This is a genomic window from Photobacterium sp. AWH4_225, assembly GCF_056158405.1.
The window spans coordinates 2009799-2033263 of record NZ_JBSWTF010000004.1 but is presented as its reverse complement, the minus strand read 5'-3'; the positions used below and the strand labels follow the sequence as shown (position 1 = coordinate 2033263).

Below are 23465 nucleotides of genomic sequence, written 5' to 3'. Positions count from 1 at the left end.
CCTGTTTTTCTAACGCTAAAATCGATAGCCTACAGAAAAATTAAGCGGTACATCAAAGCCATCATTTGGCTTTTTCAAATTAGCATTGCTGAAATGACGATAAAAGGCATTGAAGTAGCCGCGATTTCCCTCGCCAAAGTACACCCCTCCACCCACTTGAGCCAAAAACGCGAAGTGCATGGCCTGCTCCCTTTCACCAAATTGCTTTTCACTCAGCCAGGTGGGGCCAAGTGCCCTAACCTGAAAAAACCAACGATGGCCAAACCTTTCCGCAAATAGTTTTAACTCTGGGAATACACTCAATGCAATAAGGTCATCATCATGTCCTTTAGTATCAGCCTTCAAATGTGTGACACTTGCACCAAAACTGATTCTTTGTACGTCACTGCGTTGCCAATCAGAGAAAATTACATCCATTGCTAACAGTGAATTTGTATAATCTTCCCCAAACTGAGGTCCTTTACCAGCAGATACCGCAAGCTCAACAGCATGCGCCGGAAAATGACAGACGAGAAAAAAACATACAAATAAGACTTGAAATGAAAAATTCCTTTTAATCATACTCATTATCTTCTTATGTGAAATAACAACCCTGCAATAACCCTAATTACATCATATTATTATTGATCTATAAATAGCATGAGTATTACTATAGAAGGAATAGATAAGATTATGAGAATTATTGTCACGACAGCTTGTAGGACTGAGGTGGATGGAAATTTTACGGTTTCAAGGCGCTAGATTAAAACCATATTTTTACTTAATTCCTGTGCTACTAAGTTTGACAGGTTGTACTACTGCTAATTTAAACAGCGTTAAACTAAGCGACTCAACCCAATCAAGTAACCAGTCGATAACAGATAAAATCACACTGAATATCGACGGACTGAAGAAATGCGCCAACTCGAAAGATAACTCTATTCAAATATCACCTGATATGCCTGTCACTATTCTTGTCCATGGTTGCTTCTCTTCTGCAGGTAAGTTCCGTGCACTAGCCGATGTCTACAATTTTAATGAACAGCAAGCCGTCTGCTTTGAATATAATGACCGGGATGACTTAGAGGTTGTATCTGGAAACTTGGCACAAGCAATAAACGAACTGGCGGTATCAATTCCAGACCAAACCATTAATATTATCGGTCATAGCCAAGGCGGGTTAATTTCAAGAAGATCGTTGATAGCCAATCGAAATGATAACATTCGAGTTGAAGCTCATGATATTCATTTAACCACAATATCTTCACCCTTTAATGGGATCACTGCCTCCTCGCATTGCGGGATAGAACCATTAAGGATTTTCAGCTTTGGCATGGTCGACCTGATTTGCTACGCCGTTACTGGAAATAAATACCGCCAAATCACACCTTCTTCGTACTTCGTCAATCATCCCGGTGACCTGGTTCCTTCTGTCACCGAGCACTTGCTTATCAAAACCGATGAAGAAAAAAGTTGCAGAACGTTTGATAATACTGGGCACTGTATAGAAGATGACTTTGTTTTCAGTTTAGACGAACAATCTAACCCGATGACAGATAAACCGACAAATGTTAAAGCCCTTACGGTTAAGGCCGGACATGTCGAGATTGTTGGGAATGAAACATACGCACCAACAAAATTATTAAAAATATTATACGATAATCATTTATTGCATTTGAACAATGAAAATGTTGAATATGAAATTTCTCATATCATTAATAGAGTCTATCTCGAACCACAACTCTCCATATAAGGATATATCCAAAAATGAAAGCTATTAAATACCTACTTTTAACACTATTATTAGGCTTTTCCACTATAAGCTATGCTGCTAAACCCGAACCTGTTCTCAACCAGCCTCTTCATGAGCCTATTTCCACACAGCAGCTCATAAAAAAAATTACTAAAGCAGGACTTGTTCGAGGTTGGCAAATCGAGAAAGAATCAGAAGATAAACTGATCGCAAAAATTCATGTAAGAACTCACTACGTTGCTGTCAATATCACTCTCCATGAAGAGAGCTATGACATTACCTATAATGATAGCGATAACATGAAGTATAATGCTGATAAAGGAACCATTCACAGAAAATACAATGGCTGGGTGGCAAACTTAAATAGTGACATCCAAAGAGAGCTATTATCAAATTAATAGTTAATATACATACAGCCCTGCAATATTGCAGGGCTGTAAAATGTCAGCTTAAGTTCGAACCTTAATCCTGCCAACGCTTGAAAATAATCGATGTATTAATACCACCAAAGGCAAAATTGTTGCTCATCAAATATTGGCAATCGATTTCTCTACCTGTTCCCCTGATATAATCAAGATTCCCACAACGTTCATCTAGCTTATCCAAATTCAGTGTTGGGCAGAACCAACCAGAGCGCATCATTTCAATACTTAACCATGCTTCAATTGCTCCACAGGCTCCAAGCGTGTGACCGAGATAACTTTTCAGCGAACTTATCGGTGCATTATCACCAAAGATTTCAGCTGTCGCATTGGTTTCCGCAATATCACCTTTATCCGTGGCAGTACCATGCGCTGAGATATATCCAATTGCTTGAGGTGGTAGGTCAGCATCTTTCAATGCCATCTCCATACAGAGTTGCATGGTTTCCTTCTGGGGCTGGGTCACATGGGCAGCATCACAATTACTCGCAAAGCCAACAATTTCTGCATAGATTGTTGCCCCACGCGCTACAGCGTGTTCATATTCCTCAAGCACAAAGGTTGCCGCCCCTTCACCAATGACAAGACCATCACGGTCGATATCATAAGGTCGTGGCGTTGATTTAGGGTCATCATTCCTCAGGCTGGTAGCAAACAATGTATCAAACACCGCTGACTCAGTAGGACAAAGTTCCTCTGCACCGCCAGCAACCATCGCAGTCTGGTAACCGTGCTTAATCGCCTCATAAGCATACCCAATCGCCTGGCTTCCTGAGGTACAAGCACTACTGGTCGGAATAACCCGCCCGCGCAAGCCAAAAAACAATCCGACATTAACCGCCGCAGTATGAGGCATCATCTGAACATACGTCGTTGCTGTGATCGCCTTGGTATCTTTTTCATTCAACATCACCCCGAATGCACCAACGGCAGAAGTACTGCCGGTAGATGAGCCATAAGCAATCCCCGTCTGGCCATCCGTCAAGGCTTCACATTCCAGCAACCCACTCTGTTTAAGGGCATTTTCACTGGCGACCGTTGAAAGCAGAGAAACGCGTCCCATACCACGAATTTTCTTGCGGGTGTAATGCTTGGGCAACTCAAAGTCATCAATCGGCGCTGCCAATTTGGTATTCAGCCCATTGTATTGTTCATAGCTCGGCATATACTGCGTAGCATTCTCACAAGCTCTTAGTTTGGGCTCTACACTTTGCCAATCATTACCAAATGCGGTAACCCCGGACATTCCAGTCACGACGACACGACGCTTCATACTAAACCTCCATTGACTGAAATTACCTGACGGGTGATATATCCGGCATTATCCGACATTAGATAGCTCACTAATCCCGCCACTTCTTCCGGTTGCCCCATTCGGCGCATTGGCACCTGCGGCAACGCATGCTCTTTGACTGTTTCGTCGACCATACCGGTATCAATCAATCCCGGCGCAACGCAGTTAACCGTAATTTTGCGCTTGGCCATTTCGAGAGCCAATGCCTTTGTCGCACCGATCACGCCAGCTTTCGCTGCACTGTAGTTAGTCTGGCCGCGGTTACCCATCATTCCTGATACCGATGCCAGGGTAACGATACGCCCCCCTTTACGCAGTCTTACCATCGGCATAACACACGGGTGAAGTACGTTGTAAAAGCTATCGAGATTGGTATGGATAACCCCATCCCACTCTTCTTCTGTCATTGCTGGAAAAGCCGTATCTCGCGTAATGCCTGCGTTGCTGACAACCCCATAATAGGCGCCATTTTCCGTGATATCTTGCTCTAGCCTTTCACGACATTGTTCGCGGTTACTGATATCAAACTGAATCAAGCGCCCATTTCCACCCGCAGCATTTATTTCTTGTAATGTTGCTGCAGCACCAGCTTCATCGCTCATATAGTGGACAACGATGGTAAATCCATCTTTTGCAAGCTGTGTTGCAATTGCACGTCCTATGCCTTTGCTTGCACCAGTCACTAAAACCTGTCTCATCATGAATGGGTCCTATTTAACATTTGATCTAATTTTTGCTGGGATGGCACGTAGACGTTCAGTTGGCTTGACGCAATCACCTTCCCTTGACACTCAATACGGCATGAGAATACCGCCATACCGAGGTTTTCCATTATTTGTTCTGCATAGATATCCAACACATCATGCTCTTTAAAATCACTACACATGGATTGATAACGTCGGCTTCCCAACAAGAAACCGATAGGGGACTTGTCTCCTTTCAACCAGGCATGGTAACCAGACCAACCCGCCACTGACTGCGCCATGAATTCAATACCGACATAACCAGGTGCATTGCGACTTTCCTGATTAAAGAAAGGGCATTGGGATGTAATAGTGGTTCGGCAATGTATATGAAGTTCACCGACATCAACTAACTCATCCACCAGCGCCATCGGCGACTCATGAGGCAACAACTGGTGGAAGTGTGGAATATTATTCATGGGTGTATCCGAAATGGGTGTAACCGAAAATCAGGCTGACATTGTTACCGCCGAAGGCAAAGGAATTACTCAAGACGGCAGAAGTTTCAAGGCGCATTCCCGCTTCCACCAAGGTAATAGGGGCCAAGCTTGGATCTTGGTCATGGCGACGCTTCTGTATAGGTAGTTCAAGCCCATAACGTAAAATATGCCAGCAAATTGCAGCCTCAACAGCCCCTGCTGCGCCGAGTGTGTGTCCGGTGAGAGGTTTCGTCGAACTGACCGGCACCGCATTTTGAAAAACTCGATGTATGGCTTTCGATTCCATCGCATCATTCAGTGGTGTCGCGGTGCCATGTGCATTGATGTATCCAATATCCCCAGGCGCGAGTCCTGCATCAGCCAACGCTTTTCTCATCGCAGTTTCGGCTCCCTCTCCTTCTGGGTGAGGCGCTGAGATGTGATGGGCATCTGAACTCTCCCCTCCTCCTAAGAAGGCAATAGCAGGAGCATCCTCTACTGAATCTGTTCTATCCTGAGATAACAGCATAAAAGCAGCCGCCTCACCGATGTTAATGCCTTTGCGGTGCTCACTAAATGGTGTGCACAACACATCCGATAATGCCTCAAGGCCATTAAAGCCATTAAGCGTCAACTTACACAGAGAGTCCGCCCCTCCGACAACAACAGCGTCGACAATGCCTGCATTAAGTAACCGCTTAGCCGAAAGGAAGACGCGGCCGCTTGAAGAGCAAGCCGTTGATACGGTATACACCGGACCATGTATACCAAAGTAGTCCGCAACAAATTCACCTAAATTGCCGACTTCCTGCTGGCGATAGTGGTAGCTAGCAGGGAAACTTCCATTATCAAAGAGTTCTTCGAGGGCTTTCTCACCGGTAGCAATCCCCGATGTACTGGTTCCGACAATGACTGCTACTCGATCAGCACCGTACTTCTCAATCGCATGTACCACTGATTGTTCGATTTGCAGTAAGGCAGAAAGGGCAAGTTGATTATTGCGGGTTTCATAACGGCCAAGATTGTCTGGTAAAGCCGGCAATGCACCAGCGGCCTGACCGACAACGGTGTCTGAGCCATTATTCAACCAGCCAGACACTTGGCGCATATCCGGCGATTCCCCCTGGCTTAACCGAGGATGAATTTGCTCATTGGTCCATCCCAATGCAGAGTGAAAACCACAACCATGGATATAGATTGGAGCTGAGTGATATGTTGAGTTAGTTTTTTCCATTGTGACGTTTCACTCTTTATTGTTCATAAGTTAACGTTTTTATTGAAATAAAGTATCCCAGCTTGTTATCCGAGAACAGGATTTCACCTTCAAGATGTGGCATCGCGCTATATTGAATATCAATGACCGCCTCACCATTCTCATTAAGCAGTTGTCGGTGCTTGGGAGTGTCGACTAATGTCCAGCCAATATTTGATAATGGCTGTTCCCATGATTCAGTAGGCCATAGTGTCAGCATTAAGTTAAACAGGATCTTCTCCGGCATGATTTCTTGACTGTCGATGCCAGCAAGAATCTGGCTATCGACTTTATCATCTTGATATTCCAGACTTAATATCCTCGTCCCCCAGGACGAAAAGCCGACTAAAACCAGTTTGTCTTCATTAACTTGGAGTTGAACCGGTAGTTGATTGGTCTGCCCTTGCCATTTCGCCGAAATCAATTGGCTGGCATCTAGCGTATACCCAAGATCTGAGGGCTCCGGCATGGACACCCATACATCGGGGGCGATTTCCACCTGCCAGTTTTCAGTTGGAACAGTCGTGACCTGATTCGCACACCCCAGCAAGCCGATGACAAAAAAGCCAATAGCCAAAACGCGCTTTAAACCAATATAAGGATTAATACTTAACTTCATCGGTGAATCCTAAAGGCTCCCTATTGGGGTGTTTTAACGATAACGGGGCCAATAGCCACGCAGTAAAAATACCCGTCAGCACCGTGATACCAAAGCTATGAATGGCTTGTGTTTCGCTAAGAGATAACAATCCAAAAGAGAGTACTGTGGTAATTGCAGATAAGGTAATAGCTAATAACGTGCTGTGAGTTTTCGACTGCTCTGCAAAGAACAAGGTATAGTCAATCCCTATCCCCAAGATCAAAAACAACCCGAGCAAGTTGAAGATGTTCAGCGTACTGCCCATATAACCGGTGATAGCAATACCCACAAAGCAGGCAATCACAGGAGGCAGCATCACCCTAAATCCCTTGGCTATACCATACCGCCAGCTGAGCAGTGCCCCAATAACCCCAAGGGCTATGCACAATAACAGTGAAATGCGCTGTCGGTAGTCAGCAAAGATCGTTGATAGCTCTTGGGTTTTATCCAGATATGTCACCCCTTCGCTGGAATCCGCAAGCAGGCTGATGCCGTCTGCATCATGTATCCCTTTTAACAGAACAGCAGTCGTTTCCTGCCCATCAATATTACCAAGCCATAAGAAACGCAGCTGATTGGCAAGTGATGACTGAAGAAATGAATCCAGCGTAATTGGCGTAAATTCTGTTTCCAGTTCAACGCTTCGCCCAAGGTTGAGCCTACCTACTAACTCTTGGCCTTGATGATGATAAAGCGTTTCAATAAGTTGGAAGTTATCTGCCTGCTGCTTAATAGAAGGGATATATTGATGGATACTGGTATATCCTTCGATCACACCATTTTCTACAAGCGGATCTAGTTGCCTGCCAACCCACTCCAACTGTTCGAGCAAAGCTTGTTCATTGGATGCTTTTACCAACAACATCTGTTGGCTGTTCCCCAGCCCTGTGATCTGTTTTATCTGCTCTTCTTGCTGTTTCAAATCGCTTGGTAGCGCCTGTAGCTGACGAATATCATCATCGTACTGCACTTGATAAAGTCCAATTCCAGCAAATAGCAACATCGCTGCAGGCAACACGGTTCGAACATGACGATTATTCCAACAGGCTAGCCACATCGTCATTCCGTTACGCATTGGCAGTTCGACATGACGGCTGGGCTTGGCAGCAAGCAGCGGATACCAGCAAACAACCGTAGCGTATGCTGCAGCAAGTCCAGCGGCCGAAAAGAATGATAGCTGTCTTAAACCCGGAAACGGCGCTACCATCATGCAGGCATAGCCAATCAGGCTCATGCATAACCCCAATGAAATTGCTGCCAGAATGTGCTTCAAGCCCTGCCGAGCATTCCAATCACATCCAGCAGCAAGGCGTTCGGTCAAAAAGTGGAAAGCATAATCTATAGAGACACCGATCAAGCTTGCGCCAAATACCAAGCTGAAAATATGCACTTGACCAAAGACAGCGATAGACAAAGAAAAAGCAAAAACCAATCCGCATCCAATCGAGAGCATCGCCAACATCAAAGGTGTTGCGCTTCGATAGACCACCAGCAGTAAAGTCAGCACTCCAACTAACGAGCCTAAACCAATGGTGCTGATTTCTCCTTTTGCACTTTCAGTACCATGAGCGGCATAAAAGATGACACCGGTATGCAGTAGGTCAACGTCATATTGCGCTCGGAGATTCGCTTCAAGGGTTTCCAGCTCAGGAAGTTGTTGTTGAAGCCTCAGGCTGTAAGGCGATCCGGCCAGATCTGCAGATATCAAGACATAAGTGTCTCCATTGTAGGCCGTCGTCAAAAAGCCGTTTTCCAACGAGACATTACCTGACAGCTGACCTAACTCGGTCAAATAATCGCGGAATAACAGGAATGGATCGGCTTCGAGTTCACGGCTTGTCACCCCCGAAAATGGGTTGTAGACCTTCGCCAGGGCATTGTCTATCGCCTGTTGTGGCTGTTCCCTCAGCATAATTTGCTGCTCTGATGTCAGAAGATTCGCTCTCCTAGGGAACATAAACTCTGCCCATTGGTGTTGCTGGGACTGAGTCACTTGCCCAGTAACATCAGAAAACATACCTATATTGCGAAGCTGGTTGATAAGTTGCTCTGCGGCTTCAAACAGCACGGGCTTATCCTTGCCACCAACCACAAACAACACTTTCTCACCCAAACTGCCTGCAACCTGCTCAAAAGCGGTTTCAACCGCAGGATCCTGTTGGCTATCAGGTAATAACGCAAATAAGTTAGTCTCAACGACCGATTGATTCCGAGTGGCCATTTCGGCCCATAAGCTGCCGATCGCCCCCAACATAATCAATAGCCAAAAGATAGCCAAATTAAATCTTGAAGCCACGACTTTCTTCCGCAGTTAAAATCGGCTCAGCGACCGCTTGATCAAAGAAGGTAATTTCGGTCTGATCTCCACGTACCTCTTTTAGTGTCAGCTCATTGATATATTGCGAGCCTGATAGCTCAATAGTTTGAAAAACAGCATTGAGTGGTGCCGATTTTGGCGTGAGCACCAATGTCCACCCCCCGCTGTTGTCCGTCTCGGATAAAGACATATCAAACTGAGCATTGAGCTCGCTGGTATCCCCACTAAACAAAGAGAGAAACACATGGCTGAAGTAAAACACCATCGGGTTATCTTCAGCAGCGACGACCTGGGTTTCACCACCGCCAAACTGCTGACTCAGTTTGCTTTCAGTTAGTACCAACTTGACCGGGAAAGGCGCAGTTTGGTTCCACTGTAAACCCATGTCCTTAGCTAATAGAAACTCGCCAGCAGACTCCAATGGCGCTTTGAGCATCTCCATGCTTCGCAATTGCGTAAAGTGTCCCCTAACAATTGGTTGGCTTGATAACTGCTCTTGCAGACCTTCAAGCGTAACGGTATGTCCAGCAACAGAAAATACGATCAACGACAGCATACTGAGAGGCTTAACATAGTTTATAAACCGCGTACCCAAACCGGTACATACCTGCTTAGAGTGTTGACGCATACCAAGCCTCAACTTTGTCTGTAAATACCGCAGGGGAGGCAAAACACATTTCTCCATCATCTATCCTGACAGCCACCTGCATAGTGTGAGCCTTGGTCAAGCGTTCACCAGTCAATGCATCCATGATCATATAATCCACCCGCAATCTGTTTTCCCACTCCTTCAGGGTGGCTTTCACCTTTATTTCATGGTTAAACGGAATAGGTCTGACATATTTCACACGGGTATCGATAATTGGCCACATAAAGCCAGAATCCTGCATTTCCCTGTAGCCATAGCTAAGCTTGTTCATCAATACGCGACGAGCCTCTTCAAAAAAACGGAAATAGTTTCCGTGATACACAACCCCCATCGGGTCGGCATCTTGAAACGAGGTCACCATGGAGACTTCAGCGTACAGAAAATGTGTTTCTCCACTCATACACTACCCCTCAATCTCGTCATAAAGCGCCCAATGCTGTTGCTGTATACGCGCCATGAAATGCCTCAGATCCTGCTCTAGCGGACGGTCTTCACGCACAAAATCAAACTCACTCAGTATCAGTTCATTCATGGTTTTCAAGGCAAGGCTCATATGCTTGTCATCAAGCTGATCGTGGATCTTACGAAGCTCAAGAGCCTGCGTTGCCGCGAGTAATGAAGCAGAGGCAACTTGTTCCGTTAACTCAAGCACTCTCAGGCAATCTCGTGAGGCAATCGTGCCCATACTTACTTTGTCTTGGTTGTGACATTCGGTCGAACGAGAAAACACGCTGGCAGGCATGGTGTGTTTGAGAGCCTCTGCCGTCCATGCTGAGATACCTATCTGAACAGCTTTGAAGCCATGGTTGATCGGCTTTCGTTCACCTTCTGCGCCGGTCAGGTTAAACGGTAATCCATTGTTGAACTTGTAGTCCATTAACTGAGCCATCTGGCGATCTAACAAGTCTGCAATGTTGGCAATGCCGGTTTTCAGGGTATCCATGGCCATTGCGATATGGCCGCCGTAGAAATGACCACCATGAAGCACACGTTCGTTATCGCCATCGATGATTGGATTATCATTGGCACTGTTCAATTCGTTTTCAATCAGCTGGCGTAACCAAGGAAGGCTATCTTGCACTGCGCCTAGTACATGTGGAGCGCAACGCAGGGAGTAGCGGTCTTGAAGACGGTCACTATTGCTTGGCGGCCTTTCTGCCTGAAGGTCAGCCCTCAACCACTGGGCAATTTGTTGCTGGCCTGGATGTGGTTTCACCGCGAACAGCGCTTCGTCAAAGTGGAAATCATTGCCTTGCATCCCTAGAGATACCATGGCCGTGATCCGCGTCGATAGCTGGACGAGATACTCTGCACGCTTGTAGGCAAGACAAGCTAGCGCCGTCATTACCGACGTCCCGTTCATCAGTGCCAGCCCTTCTTTGGGCTTAAGCTTTATGGGTGTTATGCCCAACTCTGCAAACACAGCAGCTGTCGGCTTAATTTCCCCTTGATAGATGACTTCCCGCTCTCCAATCAAAGCCGCAGCCAGATAAGAAAGCGGAGTAAGATCGCCGCTCGCGCCGACAGAGCCTTCCTGAGGAATGCGCGGGGTTATATCTTTATTTATCAAGGTAACGATTTGATTCAGTAAATCATGGGTAACACCAGATACCCCCTGAGACAAAGAGCACAACCGGGTAGCTAGAACCGCCCTTGCCTGCTGGTGGGTGAGGTCATCACCTAGTCCGCAGCCATGGAAACGGGTCAGGTGAAGCGGTAGCTCATCAACAAGGTTCGTTGGGATTGCAACCGTACAGGAATCCCCGTACCCAGTGGTAACGCCGTAAATCACGCCCTCTTCTTTCAACAGGCGCTCTAGAAAGGCGACGCCTCGATCAATCTTTGCCGTGAACTCAGGGCTAGAATTCATTTCCGCGGATGCGCCTTGAGCAACAGCCGCAACATCTTCAATCGTCAGGCGCTCGGCACCAAATTTAACGGGATTCTGTACTTTGTCTTGCATTATGAGTCTCACTTAGCTGCCAGAAATTAAAAAAATTAAACCACTGCAAAGGTGCCTGAAGGGTATATGCCTCCAAACGCTTGGCGTATTGGTTTACAACGGCAGTTAAAGCCTGCTCTCTTTGTAGACGTGGCAAATGTATCTGGTCACTGAATGGTTCGAAATACACATTGAAGTGTGGAGATGACTGCTGTTCGTCCCTAAGGCCAAATAGCAAGTAAACAGGAGCCTTAAGTACAGCACTTAACATGAAAGGCCCTTGAGGAAATGGTGCCGGTTGCCCCAAAAAGTCAGCCCAAACCACCCTCTGCTCCTTAGTCACAGAGGTGCGGTCCCCAACAATGACAACCCACTCTCCTTGCTCCAACTTTTGCTGCAACAAAATCGCGGTATCAGGTCCAAGTTGGCTCACCTGGATAAGATTCAGTTCTGAATCAGCATTCACAGCCTTCATCACGCTGTTAAAACGCTCGGCGTGCTCGGTAAAAACAAGTGCATTTATTTTTACGTTGTCATATTGGCGGCCAAGTGCCCGACAAAGTTCAAGGTTGCCCAGATGAGAACCTAACACAACGATACCTTGTTGTCTGGCTGCCACTTTATCGAAATGTTCCTTACCGTGGATGGTTAAGTTTTCAAAGGTATAATCACCGCGCCAAGCTGCAAGTTTGTCCAGCATGGTATGACCGAAAGACAGTAAATGGCGGTAACTATTGAGGTTATCTGGTACTGAATGGCCCTTTGATTGGGCGTAGGCAACTAAGCGTTGCAGGTAATCTTCAGATGCGATTCGAGCTTGCTTTCCCGTTTTGTGGTAATAAGCAATAACTGGTTTCAACAGTAAATCAAACGCCCTACGGCCAAGTACTGAATATACAAATAGCAACAGCTTGATCCCAATTATCGTCCCTTGCTCTTTACGGGCAGACCAATGGTGTTGCTGACGGTGGTTTCGCTTAAATAAAGCCGGTATTCTTGGCAACATGCCAAAGAACAAACGCGTATGCATAGCGCTTATCTTGACATTGTCTCTAAAACTATCGAAGTGTGAGATCCCCCCCTCAGGGTAGATCACTTGGGTAGGAATGAATCGAATATCGCATTCAGCCCAATGCATGCGCACCATGATCTCAACATCAAAATCCATCCTTCGACCTATCGCAGGATGCTTTTCAAGAACACGGATAGTTTTACCTATTGGGTAAGAACGAAAACCACACATGCTATCTTTGATATCAAAAGACAACGTCTCGACCCAAACCCAGAAATGGGTCACATAACGTCCGTACAACCTTGATTTCGGTACGGACTCATCATAGACAGGTTGTCCGGAGACTAAAGACGTCAGATGTGTAGCAGACTCCTCGATTAGAGTTGGTAATGCGCCCAGATCATGCTGACCATCAGCGTCGATTTGAATCGCATGGGTGAAGCTTCTTCGAAACGCTTCATAAAGGCCGGCAATAACGGCTCCACCTTTGCCCTGATTCTCAGGTAAAGTAATGACACTGACATTTTCTCGCTGGGCCTGCAAAGCCAAAAAGGCTTTCGTTTCCTCATTACTGCCATCATCGACAATGATCACTGGATAGCGATAAGGCAGTAACGCATCAACGACCCCTTGTACAGTCGCACCATGGTTAAAACAGGGGATCAAAAAACAGGGATGAAAGGTCGTCATATCGCTTTATCCAAGGCAATTCGTCCTGATGAATGGGTCACATCTGTTTCTTCGCCTTTCGATGTATAGCTAAACTGCAGTTTCCCCTTTTCACTGTTCCAAGATAGGGTCAGCAGAACATCTTTATTGGGCTGAATAGGTTCTTGAAATTTAATAACTTCCATGCCTGCAAAAACAGTGGGTGTACCCAAAACACGTTCACCGAAATATACCGCCCAATCTATTTGGGTAACGCCTGGTAAGATTGGGTAAGAAGGGAAATGCCCTTCAAAGTCTGCAAGATGAGGGTCAATGCGCAATACTAGCTCTGCGATATCACCTTCCTGGCGCTGTGAAATTACTGTTGGCTTACTTTGTGGCCTACTCATAATGCCGTCTCACTCATCTTCCTTGCTATTCAAATCATTCAATCGATGAATAGCTTGTGTAACTCTCTAACTTGATGTTTGCCTTGGCTGTTTTGTGGGATCTCGTCAACAACTCTGAAACGTCGAGGGATCCCAACGGGCTCCACCCATTGCCTCAAAGCCTGCCGGATAGTTAGCCCCAATTTTCCCCGGCCCAACTTGGCAAGACTCTCTTGCCCTTCCTTGCTCAACGTAATCACCGATGCAATAACCAAACGGTTTGACTCTTCTAGCGGCAGCACAACCGCTTCTTCTATCCACGTTAGACTGCAAAGATGGCGTTCAACTTCAACCAGAGATATCCGTTTTTCTTCTACCTTTACAACCCTGTCGCTACGCCCCATCACACGAAAATGATCCGACCCCAAGATTTCGCACAGATCAGTGGTTTGGTACCAATCTTTGGCTTCAAGATAGGGCGACTTCAACTGCAGGCAACCGTCCAAATTCAATGCCAAATCGATCACATCGAATTTCTTCCAAGGCGTATCTGTAGCCTTTTGCTGTCGATACCCAATTCCCCCGGTTTCGGTACTACCGAAAACTTCTATGGGGAGTTGTTCAAACATCGATTGAGTCTGGTGTGCAATATCCAAACTCAAAGGCCCACCAGACGAAAAAATAGCGCGATATGGTGTATCGATAAGCTGATATTCCAGTCGTTTGAGCAATGCAGGACTGGAGATCAAAATAGTGTTGTTGTCGGATGCATCTACCACTTGCTCGGGATAACTGAAATCCTTACGACTAAATGGGCGACCAGAACAAAGAGGCCATAAGACACGGAACAAAAGCCCGTAAATATGCTGATGTGAAACCGTACTGACGATTGAGGCCCCATTGAGTTGATCGCCCCAAACCTGTTCGAGGTGGCAGATCTCAGCATCAATATTGGCCAGTGTTTTCACAATCGCTTTTGGCGTTCCGCTCGAACCTGAAGTAAACAGAGTGACCTTATGGTGACTAAGCCTCAGGGCTTCAAACAAAAAATCCTGCGATGAGGTATCAGTTTGGCTCAGCGGCAACTGCACCTCCGGGATATCCAGTGGCTTATTGTCAGAATGGTCATGCAGCATCGCATCGAACTGATCAACCAACTCCTCTAAAGCAGAAGGTTGATGATTACCCGGTAGAACAATCTCTTTTTCGGCATATGCCAATGCCAAAAACGCGACTAAAAAAAGATAACTATCATCAAAACAAAGAGCCCATCTTTGATATGGCGAAGCATCCAACGTTGCTTTGACAGCAATTACATCAACCTGAAACTGAGCCCAATCAACATCGTCAGCAACCTGCATCCCCTCCGGTCGTACTGACATCATGACAGTTGACAGGGAGTTGAACTTGACCATGTTTAAAGTAGAGTTATCGTTTTGTTGGGTATTCATCCTGATTCCACTGCCCGACTAGTGGGCATTATCCATTTCTCTTCGAAGAACCCTTCGCCTCACCAGCCATTCGCCAATGAACAGCAGGCCTGCAAACAAGTAACTAACAAGGCCGTTATAAAGGGTCCAGACTGGCAACGGCATAAAACAGGTTACCAAAGCGATAAGGCCATTAAGCACGAAGTAGCAACACCATACTTTGGTGACATTGCGTGTATATTCCACACCGCTGGGCGGCAGGTTGGGGTGCTGAAGCCGGGCCAGCCGTTCAATGATTGTCTGTTTTTGCCACAGACTGGCAGCAAAAACAGTGAACATTGCTGCGTTCACCACAACGGGATAAATGGTCAACCAACCCTGCTCGCGAAATACGCTACCAAGTAATGTCAGCACCAATCCCGCACCGCCAGTCAGTAACGCAAGGTAGCGCTGTTCGCGCAATGGGAGCTTAGTACCTAACAAGAACCGTAATGCAAATATCGCGACCAAAAGGCCAGCGACAGCAGTCAGCCCCCAATGGCGAATACCAAAGTAAACCGCAAATGGGTAAGCAAACAGAACTGCGGCCGAAACAACACTCAACCAGCGCATTACGCTTGCTGCAGTAATTCAGCGACTGAATCTACAACATCATCGACTGTACGTACTGACTTGAACTCTTCTGGCTTGATCTTTTTGCCTGTGGCATTTTGCAAATACACAACCAAATCAACCGCATCGATGCTATCGAGATCAAGCTCCTGATAAAGGTTAGCTTCAGGGGTAATATCACCTGCATCCAGTTCGAATAGCTCAACAAGTGCATCGCGCACCTGCTCAAAGACTTCACTACGATTCACTTCACTCATAAACTTTTACTTCCAATATCTTTTATGCTTTGTTCAGAGAAATAAATTCGGCAAGATTAGCCACAGAAGCGAAGTGCTCTCGGGTCTTCGTATCGTCAGCATCAATCACAATGTTGTACGTTTTCTTGATAGCCAAACCAAGCTCAAGTGCGTCAATAGAATCTAGCCCCAGACCTTCACCGAACAGGGGTGCTTGAGTATCGATATCTTCTACCGTCAAGTCTTCTAGATTTAACGCTTCAATAATTAGCTTTTTAAGTTCTATATGTAATGATTCCACAATAACCTTCTTTTTTAATATTGAGTTGTAATTGATTCCTAATTAGGAAAAAGAACATCCGCTAGATGGCGATTTAACTGCCTAGCCGCCGTTGTTGGAGAGCTGCCATCGCGAACAAACTGGTCTATGTTGATTTTCTGTTGCACTTCAACATGGAAATATGGTTTTTTATCAGGAACTTGATACCATTTTGATTGTTTAGTCAGAAAGCTTGGTTCTACTGTGATATGAACTAACCTGATATCGGCTTCTGAGCGGACAGCGATCTGTGCCGCTCCTCGCTGTAATGATGAGTCTATACCTGGTGTGGTTCTCGTCCCCTCAGGGAAGATCAATAGGACGTTCCCACTGCTCAATCGCGCATTGCAAGCATCAAGCAAACTTTCAGGGTTAATGTTCGGAATATAGCCTGCCGCTTTTACAATCCCCTTCATAAAAGGGTTCTGCCAAATTGCCGCTTTTACAATGCAATCACACTGAGGAAGACAGGAGCCAATCAACACATAATCAATGAGACTTGGGTGGTTGGCGACCACAATACAATTTTCATCTTGGCGTAATGTTTCTGCTCCGACAATTTGATAATCAAGCGCACCTGAAAAGCGCATCAAACGACTGAACAAATCAAATGATTGCTGAATAACCTTTTGTACTTTCAGTTCACGCACAACCTGATCTTTAACCGACCATGTAACAAGAGGAAATACAACGAAGGTAAGGCATAGCGCACCTAGTCCAAAGATTGAAAAGCATAATCCTGTGGCAGCTATCCGCCACAATTTGTTAATTCGTTTTAGTAATGACCCAAGCATGCTTCACCCCTCTCAACCTAACATTGCCAAAACCAGCTGTAACGCTGTCCGGCTACCTGCCATGAGGTTTCATCACACGCTAATTTGGCAATCACATTCAAAGTCTGAGGCAATGATGCTTCACTACGTTCCACATTTGCCTGCAGGGCTGCCTGCCATGACAAATGGCATTGTTCTCCACTAGTCAAAACCATACCAAGAGCAAAAGCCTGATACTTCATCTCATCAAATTCTTCATATTGCTCAGGAAGAGGCTGATCAAAATCAACAACGAGAACGCGATGCTCAGGGTTTTCGGCCAAGTAAGCAGACGCTTCGATAAGAGCAGAATGCAAAGAGTGCTCACCAGCTGCTAGCGATGTGGCGGGTATTGCTTTTTTTGACACTATGGTCAACAAACCAGCAGCAGTATTATGTACTGACTGGGAGAAAGCCATCGGGGATGCATCTTCGCCATGCAGGATGTCCGTCAATAATTTGACCGTTCGATGCAACTCACCATGGCGACTAGAAAAGACAATAAAATCAATGTCGTTATTTTTAACCAGAGATAGCGCTGTTTGAATAGCAAGTTTACTCAGCAGACTCATCCGTCGACGAAATACCGCAGGTATTTCGTTAACAGGTAATGAGCTGGTAGTTTTTGGCCATTCTTGATCAGCCAAGGCCCATAAACGCCACTGCTCTTTGCTCTCTAGGCTTGGAGAAAGCGCTAACCAAGATTCGATATTAAAGTGGATGTTATTCATCTTCCTTGCGTCTTACACTTCTTATTTTGAGTTATAATCTGATACACAATCCATGTGTTTGAACATCATAATATTAAAATCGAGTTTTGGGTATATGTTATCTCACTATTTTGAGATTTTGCGCCTCTCCGCCATAAATGGCACTGATTCTTATTATGGCTTCAATACCACTATGGCAATAATATTCGCTCAGCACAATTGACTATTCAACAATACAAGAAACTATATATCTTGCGGGTTTTCACTGGCTTAGCAAAAGGGACTATATACAAGCATCAGCAAAAAAACCACCATATATCAGCAATCTAGTAGCATTGTTTTACATGAATCACAAATAGCAATTTTCATTGCGTTAATATCGTAATACATATAAACCAATTGGGTGTTTTTTATACAAGCAACAATATGATTACAAAATGAAATATATGATTCCTGCAATGAATTAATGACAATTTTATGATAACAAGACTTGAAACAGTTCGATAAATTAATACAGAATAACGTCTATCTTGATCTTAATGGACTTAGATCAATAAAGGATTATCATCATATAGTAGTTGGATTAGCTTGTGACCTCATATCAAAATGACCCATTCAATGCGCTAGAAGCAAAAACCGAAGCGCAAAAACTTTCTTTTGCGCCTATTGTTTTTCATGCAGCACGAACTTTACGTGATCTAGGTATTTTATCTGCGTTGGAAAAGGCTGGAAAGAAAGGCTTAAACGCTGAGGAAATATCTTCTCAAACAAGTGTTTCTGAATACGGTGTAAAAGTCCTTTTGGACATGGCCCTTAGTGCAAATATTGTTACCTGGAATAAGCCCAATTATTATCTAGCTAACCTGGGCTACTTTCTGAACAACGACGGCATGACCAAAGCCAACATGGATTTTACAGCGGATGTCTGTTACGCCGCGATGATGCACCTAACCACAGCGATCAAGGAAGGGAAGCCTGCAGGCCTCAAAGAGCTCGGAGATTGGCCAACTATCTATGAAGGCCTATCCAGATTACCGGCAGAAGCAAAAGAAAGCTGGTTCAACTTCGACCACTTTTACTCAGATCGCTCTTTTCCGTTACTCGTAGAAAAAATCTTCCATGATGCGCCAAAGACAATTTTTGATATCGGAGGCAACACTGGTAAGTGGGCAATTCAATGCTGCGAGCATAACCCTGATGTTGAAGTAACGATTATCGATCTGCCTCAGCAAATAGACATGGCTATGACAAACGCCGCAGCTCAAGGGTTTTCCGATAGGATCAAAGGTTACCCAGCAAACATGCTTAATGCTGAGCAAGTTCTACCCACTGGCGCAGACGTATGGTGGATGAGCCAATTTCTAGATTGTTTTTCACCGATGGAAATCCTCAGGATCCTCAAACTGGTCAGGAAATCGATGTCTGCAGATGCAAAAGTATACATTCTTGAGCTGTTCTGGGATAACCAGCAATACGATGCAGCCGCTTACAGCTTAAATGCGACATCTCTATATTTCACATGCCTTGCTAATGGCAACAGTCGTTTCTACCGCAGTGATGATTTTCTAGAGATTGTAAATGACGCTGGTTTCGAGGTGGTTAACCGTACCGACCATATAGGCTTAGGACACACTTTGTTAGAGCTAAAAGGCGTTTAACTCTGTTGTCTGGCCACCAATAAAATCAATGCCCGCTACCTCAATATCTGAGGTAGCACCTTCCAACCAACTCACTAACCGGTATTGGTTTTCCGGAAAGTCGCGGGTTATTCCTCTCGCATGTTTACATTGTTGCAATGACCAAAATTCTTTATCTCCATAAAGTTGATCATAAATATCATAACCAAGGGAGATAGGGACGATGTCATCTTCTTCGCAGTGTACAACCAACGTTTTTACTGTAGGGATCTGGTTGATAACCGTCTTTGCCGCATAGCTATCACGCATTAAAACACCTGAAATCCATGCATACCATTCACCAAGAAAATACTGTTCAAGTACATGCTCTGTAACTTCGATATAGCTAAGGAAGGATGAATCAATAATCACGCCATCAAGTTCCACGGGTTCATCTGCCCATGCTCGAAGAAAGACGTTTCCTCCCGTAGAAGTCGCAACAACAAAAACAGGCAACTGATACTCAACCTTTAATTTAGACGTCAGCTCCAAAACAGTTCGTGCATCATCATACAGTGCTCTGTCTGTTGCTGCTCCAGAAGAAAAACCAAAGCCTGAGTAGTCAAAAGCAAGGACATGGTATCCAAAGGCCGGGAGCCAATCGACCTTCTCTTTCGTTTCCCCCATGTGTCCACTATTGCCATGAAAGTGAACAATGATCCCTTTCGGCTCCGCCGCTTTGGATGATAACCACAAATAGGCTAAATCATTTCCAGAGTGAGAATCTAACCACTGGACATGAGTCTGCTCTCTTTCACTATATCCTGGATAGTAAAATAAAGAGTTCGCGCATCCATGTAAAAACACAGTGAAAATAACAACAACCGGGACGACAACCTTATACATACATTCCCTCCACTCACAGTTAAAACTACACAGTCCTGTGGAAAGTAAATGCTTCATAGATGAGACGTTTTATAAATTATGATAAGTCTCACTCTACTTTCATTAGTTACTCTACCCTTTCAGCTCCCTTTACTTCTCGCCACCAGCCCTATAGCTTGTAGGAATAGTGCACAATAAAGGAACATTCAATGAACAAGGATTTGCGCAACCAGTGCCATACCATACTACCTGGAAACCATGATGAGTCACCCGCTGAGCATTTCCAAAAAATGGCTCAATGGTGTGAGCAACACGATATCAAGCATGATATCTATGGCGAAGGTGAGCTAATTAAATCGTTCGAGAAAAAGGTTGCCGATCTATTGGGGTTCGAATCTGGGCTATTTGTCATCAGTGGTACCATGGCTCAGGTAACCGCCCTTGAGCTAGTCTGCCGGCAGAAGCGCAACCCGATTGTTGCCATGCATGAGTCCAGCCATGTCACCCGTTTCGAAAGGCAGGGTTACCAACTACAAAACCGTTTCAGCATTCTGCCTGTCGGTAATATGTTCAGGCCATGGACAAAGAAAGATCTGCAGGCGTGGCCAGATGAAATTTCTGCTGCCTTGTATGAATTGCCAATGCGAGAATTGGGTGGGCAACTACCGTCGTGGGATGAACTAAGAGACATCAAGCAATACTGCCAGTTGCAAAATATCCACCTGCATATGGACGGTGCCCGCCTATGGGAAACAGCCGCTTATTACGAGAAATCATACCAAGAAATTGCCCACGGCTTTAACAGTGCCTATGTATCCTTGTACAAGGGAGTCAACGGGCTTGGCGGTTCAATGCTGTTGGGGGATAAAGCGTTTATTGAGTTGGCCGATATGTGGATGAAGCGCCAAGGCGGTAATGTCTATCACCGAACCCCTTATGTTGTTTCAGCCGCCATGCAGTTTGATGAGCGCATTGCGATGATGCCGGCTTTGTTCGAAAGAACGCAGGAAATCTACTCACTGATCGCTGAGTTCCCGCAACTCGCCGTTAACCCCACCCAGCCTCAATGTAATATGCTGCATTTGATCCTGCCGCTGAGCTACGAGAAGACCGTGGAGTTGTGTGAAGAGTTAGCAACCCGAAAAGGCATTTGGCTGGGCAACCCACAAATAGCCCAACATCCTGATCAGTCGGTCATTGAATGGTACATCGGTGACAATTTACTGAAGATGGATAACGAGCAGCTCAGGGATATATTCCAGCTTATCGTTGATCAAATTTAGCAACCATTGGACAAGCCAGGGTTACGACTTCTTGTAGTCACCCTGGCTATTGCAGCCTATGCTATCAAAATCCGATAAGTTCATAACTTTGAGTTATCAAATCGATAATTTTTGATAATTTCTTATTGCCCCCCTTCATCGCTATAGTAGCCACATCAAAAATGGTTTCTCAGGGCGAACATCTTCCCTCACTCGCTCTGCATCCCTACAGAAGGTTGCGATATGAAATTTCTCCACACCATGATCCGCGTTTCCGATCTTGATAAATCGATTGAGTTTTACACCAACGTATTGGGTATGCAGGTCCTAGATCGTTTTGAAAACACTGAATATCGCTACTCGCTAGTATTTGTGGGTTACGATAAAAATGGCCCAACTATCGAGCTGACCTACAACTGGGATACCGACGCTTACGATCTCGGTAACGGCTTCGGTCACCTCGCTCTTGGCGTTGATGATATTTACCAGACTTGTGATCAAATCAAAGCCGTTGGCGGAAACGTTACCCGCGAACCAGGGCCTATGCTTGGCGGTACGACCCACATTGCCTTTGTCAAAGACCCTGATGGTTATGCCATCGAACTGATTCAGACCAGCAAATAATTACAGGTTGGAGTATTAAAGATGAAAGACGCACTATTTCAGCCAATGCGCCTTGGCAATGCAACACTGAAAAATCGTATCGTAATGCCACCAATGACCCGCTCGCGTGCAACCCAACCGGGTAACATCGCCAATGACATGATGGCTAAATACTATGCCCAACGCGCTGATGCCGGTTTGATCGTTGCCGAAGGCACGCAGATCTCTGAAATGGGTCAGGGTTACGCATGGACACCGGGTATCTACACCCAAGAACAAATTGCTGGCTGGAAAAAAGTCACTGACGCCGTCCACGAAAAAGGCGGTGTGATCTACGCGCAACTTTGGCATGTGGGCCGTGTTACCCACCCTGCAAATATTGGTGGTCAGCAGCCAATTTCATCTTCAGCACTTAAAGCTGAGAATGTGAAAGTATTTATCGACGATGGCAACAATGCCCCTGGATTTGTCGACGTGGTAGAACCGCGTGAGATGACTAAGGAAGATATCCAGCATGTTATTGGTGAATATCGCCAAGCCGCTCTCAATGCGATTGAAGCAGGTTTTGACGGTATCGAACTACATGCTGCTAACGGTTATCTGGTAAACCAGTTTATCGATTCAGAAGCTAACAACCGCACTGATGAGTACGGCGGCTCAATTGAGAACCGTTTGCGCTTCTTGGGTGAAGTGGTTGAAGCGATGACAAATGCCATCGGTGCAGACCGCGTTGGTGTTCGCCTTGCTCCGTTTACATCCCTAAACGGCACGGTGGATAAGACCCCTGTTGAAACGTACACGGCTGCTGCTGCACTTCTTAACAAACTGAATGTGGTTTACCTTCACATTGCTGAAGTTGATTGGGATGATGCACCGGAAACGCCCAAGGAGTTCAAACCAGCAGTACGTGAAGCCTATAAAGGGACTATCATTTACGCTGGCCGCTACAATGCTGAAAAAGGTGCGGAAGCCATTGCTAACGGTATCGCTGACATGATTGGCTTTGGCCGTCCATTTATTGCTAACCCGGACCTTCCAAACCGTATTATGAACGGCTATCCGCTGGCAGCACACGACCCTGAAACCTTGTTCGGTGGTGCAGAAAAAGGGTTGCTTGATTACCCTGCCTACCAAGCTAACTAATAGCTTTAAGCAACAAACATGAACAAAGCCCTGCTCGAATAAAGAAGATAGCAGGGCTTTTGTATATTTGGCCTGTTATGATTACTGGGCACTCGCCAGCAAATGCTTCCACTCATCATTGTGTTTATTCATATAGTGCACCACATAGCTACATTCAGGGATCACTTTATAGCCCTCTTCAGCAATGGTTTTCAAAACGGCGTCCATCATTACAGCGGCGTATCCCTGCCCACGGAGTGCATCAGGTACTGAAGAGTGATCGAGTGTTAGTACGTTTCCCGAGATTTGGTAACTTACCTTGGCTTGGTAACCATCAACAAGATCGACATAATATGTTTGATTGTCTTTATCGTGGACAACTTTGTGATTGTTGGACAT

General features: G+C 45.5%; 26 protein-coding genes. 6 read left to right on the top strand and 20 right to left on the bottom strand.

What is annotated here, in order from left to right; genetic code table 11:
• Window positions 1-15: 15 nt before the first annotated feature.
• Window positions 16-567, bottom strand: coding sequence for an acyloxyacyl hydrolase (locus tag ACXAD4_RS26315; protein WP_475244956.1), 552 nt, complete (start codon window positions 565-567; stop codon window positions 16-18).
• Window positions 568-712: 145 nt separating this feature from the next.
• On the opposite strand from ACXAD4_RS26315, the gene ACXAD4_RS26310 reads away from it, so the two are divergent.
• Both ACXAD4_RS26310 and ACXAD4_RS26305 read left to right on the top strand, forming a co-directional pair.
• Complete coding sequence (locus ACXAD4_RS26310; protein WP_475244955.1) at window positions 713-1732, top strand: esterase/lipase family protein; 1020 nt, start codon at window positions 713-715, stop codon at window positions 1730-1732.
• A 14-nt stretch (window positions 1733-1746) separates the two neighbouring features.
• Entirely contained in the window at window positions 1747-2130 is a 384-nt protein-coding gene (locus ACXAD4_RS26305; protein ID WP_475244954.1) for a hypothetical protein, read from the top strand.
• Window positions 2131-2194: 64 nt separating this feature from the next.
• Here ACXAD4_RS26305 and ACXAD4_RS26300 read toward each other — a convergent pair whose 3' ends face one another.
• Genes ACXAD4_RS26300 through ACXAD4_RS26220 form a run of 17 tightly spaced genes read right to left on the bottom strand, consistent with a single transcriptional unit; the run spans window position 2195 to window position 17599 of the window.
• Window positions 2195-3427 carry a beta-ketoacyl-ACP synthase gene (locus ACXAD4_RS26300; RefSeq protein ID WP_475244953.1) on the bottom strand — a complete coding sequence of 411 codons (1233 nt, stop codon included), beginning with the start codon at window positions 3425-3427 and terminating at the stop codon, window positions 2195-2197.
• Window positions 3424-4149 carry a 3-ketoacyl-ACP reductase FabG2 gene (locus ACXAD4_RS26295; RefSeq protein ID WP_475244952.1) on the bottom strand — a complete coding sequence of 242 codons (726 nt, stop codon included), beginning with the start codon at window positions 4147-4149 and terminating at the stop codon, window positions 3424-3426. The genes ACXAD4_RS26300 and ACXAD4_RS26295 overlap by 4 nt, the downstream gene beginning before the upstream one ends.
• On the bottom strand, window positions 4146-4610 hold the full coding sequence (locus ACXAD4_RS26290) for a hotdog family protein (RefSeq protein WP_475244950.1): 465 nt from the start codon (window positions 4608-4610) through the stop codon (window positions 4146-4148). Before ACXAD4_RS26290 ends, ACXAD4_RS26295 begins: the two co-directional genes overlap by 4 nt.
• Complete coding sequence (locus ACXAD4_RS26285; RefSeq protein WP_475244949.1) at window positions 4603-5844, bottom strand: beta-ketoacyl-[acyl-carrier-protein] synthase family protein; 1242 nt, start codon at window positions 5842-5844, stop codon at window positions 4603-4605. Before ACXAD4_RS26285 ends, ACXAD4_RS26290 begins: the two co-directional genes overlap by 8 nt.
• A gap of 16 nt (window positions 5845-5860) precedes the next feature.
• Window positions 5861-6481 (bottom strand): DUF3261 domain-containing protein, encoded by a 621-nt coding sequence (locus tag ACXAD4_RS26280; RefSeq protein ID WP_222549650.1) that lies wholly within the window; start codon window positions 6479-6481, stop codon window positions 5861-5863.
• On the bottom strand, window positions 6465-8756 hold the full coding sequence (locus ACXAD4_RS26275; protein ID WP_475245668.1) for an MMPL family transporter: 2292 nt from the start codon (window positions 8754-8756) through the stop codon (window positions 6465-6467). Before ACXAD4_RS26275 ends, ACXAD4_RS26280 begins: the two co-directional genes overlap by 17 nt.
• 25 nt (window positions 8757-8781) lie before the next feature.
• Window positions 8782-9375, bottom strand: a complete 594-nt coding sequence (locus ACXAD4_RS26270; RefSeq protein ID WP_475245666.1) for an outer membrane lipoprotein carrier protein LolA — start codon at window positions 9373-9375, stop codon at window positions 8782-8784.
• 55 nt (window positions 9376-9430) lie between these two features.
• On the bottom strand, window positions 9431-9868 hold the full coding sequence (locus tag ACXAD4_RS26265; RefSeq protein WP_475244948.1) for an acyl-CoA thioesterase: 438 nt from the start codon (window positions 9866-9868) through the stop codon (window positions 9431-9433).
• 3 nt (window positions 9869-9871) lie between these two features.
• Entirely contained in the window at window positions 9872-11431 is a 1560-nt protein-coding gene (locus ACXAD4_RS26260) for an HAL/PAL/TAL family ammonia-lyase (RefSeq protein ID WP_475244947.1), read from the bottom strand.
• Window positions 11403-13112, bottom strand: coding sequence for a glycosyltransferase family 2 protein (locus ACXAD4_RS26255; RefSeq protein ID WP_475244945.1), 1710 nt, complete (start codon window positions 13110-13112; stop codon window positions 11403-11405). The genes ACXAD4_RS26260 and ACXAD4_RS26255 overlap by 29 nt, the downstream gene beginning before the upstream one ends.
• Entirely contained in the window at window positions 13109-13480 is a 372-nt protein-coding gene (locus ACXAD4_RS26250; RefSeq protein ID WP_222549655.1) for an ApeI family dehydratase, read from the bottom strand. Before ACXAD4_RS26250 ends, ACXAD4_RS26255 begins: the two co-directional genes overlap by 4 nt.
• A gap of 38 nt (window positions 13481-13518) precedes the next feature.
• A complete protein-coding gene (locus ACXAD4_RS26245) occupies window positions 13519-14910 on the bottom strand; it encodes an AMP-binding protein (RefSeq protein ID WP_475244944.1) in 1392 nt (463 codons plus the stop codon).
• A gap of 18 nt (window positions 14911-14928) precedes the next feature.
• Complete coding sequence (locus ACXAD4_RS26240) at window positions 14929-15501, bottom strand: COG4648 family protein (protein WP_475244943.1); 573 nt, start codon at window positions 15499-15501, stop codon at window positions 14929-14931.
• Entirely contained in the window at window positions 15501-15758 is a 258-nt protein-coding gene (locus tag ACXAD4_RS26235) for an acyl carrier protein (protein ID WP_222549658.1), read from the bottom strand. The genes ACXAD4_RS26240 and ACXAD4_RS26235 overlap by 1 nt, the downstream gene beginning before the upstream one ends.
• Window positions 15759-15780: 22 nt before the next feature.
• Entirely contained in the window at window positions 15781-16038 is a 258-nt protein-coding gene (locus ACXAD4_RS26230; protein ID WP_222549659.1) for a phosphopantetheine-binding protein, read from the bottom strand.
• A 38-nt stretch (window positions 16039-16076) separates the two neighbouring features.
• Window positions 16077-16850: a lysophospholipid acyltransferase family protein gene (locus tag ACXAD4_RS26225; protein ID WP_475244942.1), complete on the bottom strand. Its 774-nt coding sequence runs from the start codon at window positions 16848-16850 to the stop codon at window positions 16077-16079.
• Window positions 16851-16867: 17 nt separating this feature from the next.
• Window positions 16868-17599 (bottom strand): beta-ketoacyl synthase chain length factor, encoded by a 732-nt coding sequence (locus ACXAD4_RS26220; RefSeq protein WP_475244941.1) that lies wholly within the window; start codon window positions 17597-17599, stop codon window positions 16868-16870.
• A 569-nt stretch (window positions 17600-18168) separates the two neighbouring features.
• Here ACXAD4_RS26220 and ACXAD4_RS26215 point away from each other — a divergent pair.
• On the top strand, window positions 18169-19236 hold the full coding sequence (locus tag ACXAD4_RS26215) for a methyltransferase (protein ID WP_475244940.1): 1068 nt from the start codon (window positions 18169-18171) through the stop codon (window positions 19234-19236).
• Here ACXAD4_RS26215 and ACXAD4_RS26210 read toward each other — a convergent pair.
• Window positions 19222-20100 carry an alpha/beta hydrolase gene (locus tag ACXAD4_RS26210; RefSeq protein ID WP_475244939.1) on the bottom strand — a complete coding sequence of 293 codons (879 nt, stop codon included), beginning with the start codon at window positions 20098-20100 and terminating at the stop codon, window positions 19222-19224. The two genes, ACXAD4_RS26215 and ACXAD4_RS26210, sit on opposite strands and share 15 nt — an antisense overlap.
• A gap of 188 nt (window positions 20101-20288) precedes the next feature.
• Between ACXAD4_RS26210 and ACXAD4_RS26205 the strand changes: the two genes are divergently transcribed.
• From ACXAD4_RS26205 to ACXAD4_RS26195, 3 genes are all read left to right on the top strand, one after another.
• The gene (locus ACXAD4_RS26205) at window positions 20289-21362 is read left to right on the top strand and encodes a threonine aldolase family protein (protein WP_475244938.1); all 1074 of its coding nucleotides are present in this window, start codon (window positions 20289-20291) and stop codon (window positions 21360-21362) included.
• Between the two features lie 222 nt (window positions 21363-21584).
• The gene (gene gloA / locus ACXAD4_RS26200; protein WP_222549664.1) at window positions 21585-21965 is read left to right on the top strand and encodes a lactoylglutathione lyase; all 381 of its coding nucleotides are present in this window, start codon (window positions 21585-21587) and stop codon (window positions 21963-21965) included.
• 21 nt (window positions 21966-21986) lie between these two features.
• Window positions 21987-23087, top strand: coding sequence for an alkene reductase (locus ACXAD4_RS26195; protein ID WP_475244937.1), 1101 nt, complete (start codon window positions 21987-21989; stop codon window positions 23085-23087).
• 81 nt (window positions 23088-23168) lie between these two features.
• Here ACXAD4_RS26195 and ACXAD4_RS26190 read toward each other — a convergent pair whose 3' ends face one another.
• Window positions 23169-23465 carry a GNAT family N-acetyltransferase gene (locus ACXAD4_RS26190; RefSeq protein WP_475244936.1) on the bottom strand — a complete coding sequence of 99 codons (297 nt, stop codon included), beginning with the start codon at window positions 23463-23465 and terminating at the stop codon, window positions 23169-23171.